Consider the following 5,513-nt stretch of genomic DNA (forward strand, 5'->3'; position numbering starts at 1 on the left):
GGCTGATAGTTCAACTCTTCGATTGTTTCTTCAATTTTTTTTCTGGTTTTTTCACTCATATATTCATAGCGTTTGTTCAGGTATTGGGAAACTGTGCTTTTTGATACTTTCGCGTGATTGGCGACATCAGTAATTGTAATGGTTTTCATTTCATTCATCCCTGTCGTGTGATTTCAATATATAAGGAATATTCTATTATAATAAGTAAAGCTTTACAATCACCTTCTGATGCAGTATAAAAGTCAATTTCCCATACTATGGAACTAATTTATCACGTTAACTTGTTTGCCTTTTTATAGAAGCTGAATTCAGACGCCGGAGTATGCCATGAAACCACCATCGACCGGTACCGTAATTCCTGTGACAAAGCCCGAGTAGGATTCATCAGCGAGCCAAAGCAACGTTCCAAGTAAGTCTTCAGGCTGCCCAAAACGCTTCATGGGTGTTGAAGTAATGATTTTATTAGACCTTGCTGTCAGACTGCCATCTTCATTAAGCAGAAGATCCCGATTTTGCTTCGTCAAAAAGAATCCTGGAGCAATGGCATTCACCCGTAAACCTGCTTCGGCAAAATGTACAGCCATCCACATCGTAAAATTATTTATCGAAGCTTTGGCCGCACTGTATGCTGGCACTTTAGTCATCGGAGCGTAGGCACTCATGGAAGATACATTTACGATAACCGGTGCTTCCACTTGCAATAACTCTTTCCCAAAAACCTGACTGGCCAAAAATGTACCGGTGAAATTACTGGCAAAAACCTGGGAGAAACCATTTTCGTCTAAATCAAAAAAGGATTTCCCTTCCGCTTCTTCCCCATATTTCTCTGGAGCTGTAATGGCATCAGGATGATTGCCTCCAGCTCCATTTATTAATAGATCCACTCTTCCGAACGCTTCTATTATTTTTCCTCTTGCATTCTCCAATGAGGCTCTATCCAAAACGTCTGCTGCTATGGATATCGCAGTGCCCCCTTTTTGTTCAATGAGTTCGACCACTTCTTGCCCTTTTTCGGCCGATCTGTTCAATATAGCTATCCTGACACCATGACGGGCCAATTCCACAGCCATTTTCGAACATAAAACACCGCTGCCTCCAGTGATCACTGCCACCCTATTCGATAAGTTTTCATGGATGGGAATCATGATTTCCCACCTGATTTACCAGCTTCATATGCATCCCATAATCCGAGCAAATACATGATGCCCAATGCTCGGTCATATAAACCGTAACCTGGGCGACAATCTTCACCCCAAATATGGCGGCCATGATCTGGTCTGACATAACCAGTATAATTCTGCTTATTCAATTCTTCCACGACGCCCTGTATATTGATGGATCCATCCTGGGTATGATGGGATGTTTCCACAAAGTCACCATTTTCATAAATCTTCACATTTCGAATATGGGAGAAAGGCGAACGGTTTGCATACTTTTTAGCCACTTGGACCATATCATTTTCAGGGTTTGCCCCCATCGATCCAGTACACATGGTAAATGCATTCGACGGTGAGTCCGAAATCGATATCAGTTTTTCATAGCTTGATTCACCTGTGATGATTCTTGGCAAGCCAAAAATGGACCATGGCGGATCATCCGGATGAATAGCCATTTTAATGCCGCAAGCCTCGGCAACAGGTAATATTTCTTTTAGGAATATTTCAAGATTCGCCCATAACTGCTCTTCGTCGACAGTTTTGTAAGCTTCGAATAATTCAGAAATTCGATCCATCTTTTCTGGTTCCCAACCTGGTAAAGTTAAATCGGAAGCTTCCGTCACAGTACGAATCAAATCTTGCGGTTCTAACGTATCCACTTTCGCCTTTTCATAAAATAGGGCAGTTGAGCCATCTTCCAAAGGATGAAACATTTCCGTACGAGTCCAATCAAAAATCGGCATGAAGTTATAGCAAATGACTTTCACTCCAGCTTCCGAGAGATTTCGGATCGTCTCTTTGTATTTCTCAATATATATCATGCGGTCTTCGTTACCCAATTTAATCGATTCATGGACATTTACACTTTCTACAACATCCGTGTGAAAACCAAATGATTGGATATATTCGATTTCTTCTTTAATTTCTTCCTTTTCCCATACCTCACCAACAGGTTTTCGGTGTAGTGCCCAAACAATCCCTTTCACACCAGGAATCTGTTTAATGTGCTCCAATGTAACGGTATCATTGTCTTTCCCATACCATCTAAATGTAATGTTCATCATGCACCTCCGTCATTCCGAAATCTTTTGCATATATTTTCCGCTTAATTCCACTGCTGCTTCATAGCCGCCATTTTGATAGGCTTTGTTCAAATCACTGCCGATCCCGATTGCCACCGCACCTGCATTCAGCCAGTCCTTCATGTTATCCAAATTAATTCCGCCGGTTGGCATGATTCTTACATTAGGCAGTGGACCATTAACCGACTTGATGAAAGAAGGTTCAAAATGGTTTGCCGGAAATAACTTCAAAACATCACAACCTGCTTCCATTGCCGTAGCCATTTCTTTGATTGTCATGCAACCAGGCATATAGGGAATGCCGTATCGATTACAAAGTTCGGCTACTCCATTGACAAAATAGGGACTGACGATAAAATTGGCACCAGCTAAAATCGCATGTCGAGCCGTTTCAGAATCAAGTACCGATCCTGCTCCTAAGAGTGCATCCGTATTCTGCAGTTCATTGAAAGCTTCTTCAATTCCCGGTGTTGTATAAGTCAATTCTATTGCCCGAACACCGCCTTCCACAGCTGCTTTAGACAGTTGTGCCGATTCCTTTGCATCCTGTCCCCGGATAACAGCTACAACTTTCGTTTCCTTTATTCGATGAATGATTGAATGTTTGTCCATAAATCCTGCCCCCCTTTAATTAAAAACGATGATCGCTTTTCGAACTTGTTCGGGATGATTTTCCACAAAATTAAATGCTTCCTGGATATCATCCAGCGAAAATGTGTGGGTAATTAAACCTTCTTGTCTGAGTTTTCCTTCATTTAAAAGTTTAACTACTTTTGGGAACTGATTGGTTTGCAACCTAGATCCTTTAACCGAGACTTCCTTTTTAGTGATTGGGAGTTGGGAAACTGATGCAGGCCGTTCATCAAAACCGAGTACGACAATCCGGCCCGCCGTTGATACGACATCAAAGGACAATTCAAATGTCATCGGCAAGCATACTGCATCAATGACGACGTTGGCACCTTCTCCATTCGTCCATTCTTCCACTCGTTTTTGAACATCTTCTTTTCCCGCATGGACAATGATATCAGCGCCGCTTTCTTTAGCGAATTCCAAACGTTCCTCACTTAAATCCGTGATCATCACTGATGCTCCTTGAAGCTTTGCCATCTTTAATATGCAAATCCCAATAGGCCCAGCTCCCTGGATAAGCACTGTTTCCCCTTCCTCCACTTCACCTCTCCAAACGGCCTGTGCTCCGATTGTATATGGCTCAGCCAATACTATTTCTTCCCAAGCCAACGCGGAATCCACAACATGTAATTGTTTCTCGGGAAGGACGAACCATTCTCTCATACCACCATCTTCATGTACGCCAAAAACGGACAGTTTTTCACAAACATTTTGGCGGCCTTTGCGGCAGGCGTAACACTTCCCGCAGTAACTGATGGGCTCAATAACAACATGGTCCCCAACTTTTATGCCCACGACGCCTTGTCCAATCTCCACAACTTCTCCCGCTACTTCATGCCCGACGACTCGCGGCAGCGTAGCAAGAGGATTCGTACCATGGTAAATATGCATATCCGATCCACAAATCCCGACTCTTTTCACTTTTACAAGGACATCTGTCGAGTTCGAAATCCGTGGTTTTTCCACTTCTTGTATGATAAGTTCATGAGCTTTCCGTACTTGAACCGCTTTCATTTCTCCCACCTACTTTGTAAGAAATTCATAAACACTTGATGCTATCGTAATACCATGTTTCAGGTTTTTTTCTTCATTGATCTGTTCAATCTCACCCGGTACATATACGCGATCGAACCCTGGAGCAGGTTCAACATGTTTCAGCTCTTCAATCATTTGATCCATTTGCTCTAAAAATATATCAGTATCAGTAAAGAATGAAGGATTAATTACACAAAAATAATGCCCCAGCTTCCGTTTCTTATCAAGATCGTCATACATTTTCCCAATGTGCGGGCCAAATGCCGCACCGGCCAATAATCCAGAAAACACATCTACAATTACCGATAGACCATAGCCTTTCGGGCCTCCGAAAGTGGAAAGGGAAACGACTTTATTCGGATCCGTGACTGCAGCTCCATGTTCATCGACACCCCATCCTTCAGGGATTTCCTTTCCTTCTTCGCGTGCCTGGAGAATTTTCCCCCATGCAACATTGGATGTTGCCATATCAAGAATATAGGGTTTCTTCGTTTTGGCAGGAACTCCGTAAGCGATTGGGTTGGTACCAAGAAATGATGTTTTTCCCCCGAACGGGACCACAATTTTATCGGTATGTGACATCGCGATGCCAATCAACTTTGCATCAGCGGCTTTTTGAACGAAATAACTTAGTGCTCCGCAATGGCTGCTATTAAAAACAGTCACCATGCCCACGCCATTTTCTCTCGCCATATCGATTGCATGGTCCATGGCCACGTCGCTGATCACATGCCCAAATCCATCATCTCCATCAACTACACCGGTAACGGGTCCTGTCTTTTGGAAGGAAATCTGGGCTTCGGGATTTATCCCCCCTGCTTTTAAACGGTTCACATAATGCTCTGTTCGCAAAACACCATGGGAATTGACATTTCTGAGATCAGCATGAACCAATACTTCCGCAATTTTCCCGGCAGTTTCTTCATTCAAACCCACTTTGGTCAGCTGCTTTATAACTAATCGTTTTGCTTCCTCGGCTTGTATCGTTACTGTTGCCATTTTCTCTCCCCATTTCTTTCAGCCTACTATCTTTCTATTACAATCTCATTCTGTATGAAAGGCATTACTTCATCCAAATATGGTAATCCTTCATTGTCCCCTGCAACAGTGGTGACAAGAGCTCCTACACCATTTGCGAATGCCAATCTTTCATCAATTGATAAACCATTAAGGTATCCGTAAATATAACCGGCATCATAACCATCTCCTGCACCAACTGTATCTACAGGTATTACAGGGAAAGCTTCTTTTTCATGCCATTCACTTTTGGTATATAGTTTTGAACCTTGTTTCCCGTCCTTAATGACAAGCTGATCAATAGCATTCACCTTCGCGAATTCAGCCAAAGATTCTTTTGAGTCAGTACCGATGATCAATCTTATTTCATCTAAACCTGTAAGCAAAATATCAACATATGGAAAAATATCATAGTAAACTGATCTTGCTTCCTCGATGGACCATAGCTTTAAGCGGATATTCGGATCAAAAGAAACAGGTATATTTTTTTGTTTTGCAATTTCCATTACCCTCTTGGCAATGTTGACATTTTTCGGATCTATAGCCAAAAATACTCCAGTAAGGTGGACTATATCAATCCCTTCAAACA

Annotated in this window: 7 protein-coding genes; all 7 read right to left on the reverse strand. The window is 42.4% G+C overall.

Features of this window, described 5'->3' with window-relative positions; genetic code table 11:
- Positions 1–149: LacI family DNA-binding transcriptional regulator (locus AC1DVB_RS24870; RefSeq protein ID WP_477591449.1), on the reverse strand; the 149-nt coding region annotated here is incomplete at its 3' end.
- A 159-nt stretch (positions 150–308) separates the two neighbouring features.
- Complete coding sequence (locus AC1DVB_RS24875) at positions 309–1,145, reverse strand: SDR family oxidoreductase (RefSeq protein ID WP_057277500.1); 837 nt, start codon at positions 1,143–1,145, stop codon at positions 309–311.
- On the reverse strand, positions 1,142–2,218 hold the full coding sequence (uxuA, locus tag AC1DVB_RS24880; RefSeq protein WP_477591442.1) for a mannonate dehydratase: 1,077 nt from the start codon (positions 2,216–2,218) through the stop codon (positions 1,142–1,144). Before uxuA ends, AC1DVB_RS24875 begins: the two co-directional genes overlap by 4 nt.
- A 12-nt stretch (positions 2,219–2,230) precedes the next feature.
- Positions 2,231–2,851, reverse strand: coding sequence for a bifunctional 2-keto-4-hydroxyglutarate aldolase/2-keto-3-deoxy-6-phosphogluconate aldolase (locus AC1DVB_RS24885; protein WP_477591444.1), 621 nt, complete (start codon positions 2,849–2,851; stop codon positions 2,231–2,233).
- Positions 2,852–2,866: 15 nt separating this feature from the next.
- Positions 2,867–3,886 carry a zinc-binding alcohol dehydrogenase family protein gene (locus tag AC1DVB_RS24890; RefSeq protein ID WP_063590998.1) on the reverse strand — a complete coding sequence of 340 codons (1,020 nt, stop codon included), beginning with the start codon at positions 3,884–3,886 and terminating at the stop codon, positions 2,867–2,869.
- Positions 3,887–3,895: 9 nt separating this feature from the next.
- On the reverse strand, positions 3,896–4,906 hold the full coding sequence (gene allD, locus AC1DVB_RS24895; RefSeq protein ID WP_057277497.1) for an ureidoglycolate dehydrogenase: 1,011 nt from the start codon (positions 4,904–4,906) through the stop codon (positions 3,896–3,898).
- Between the two features lie 26 nt (positions 4,907–4,932).
- Positions 4,933–5,513: sugar kinase (locus AC1DVB_RS24900; protein ID WP_477591447.1), on the reverse strand; the 581-nt coding region annotated here is incomplete at its 5' end.

It is taken from the genome of Peribacillus sp. P4_D6 (assembly GCF_056401795.1).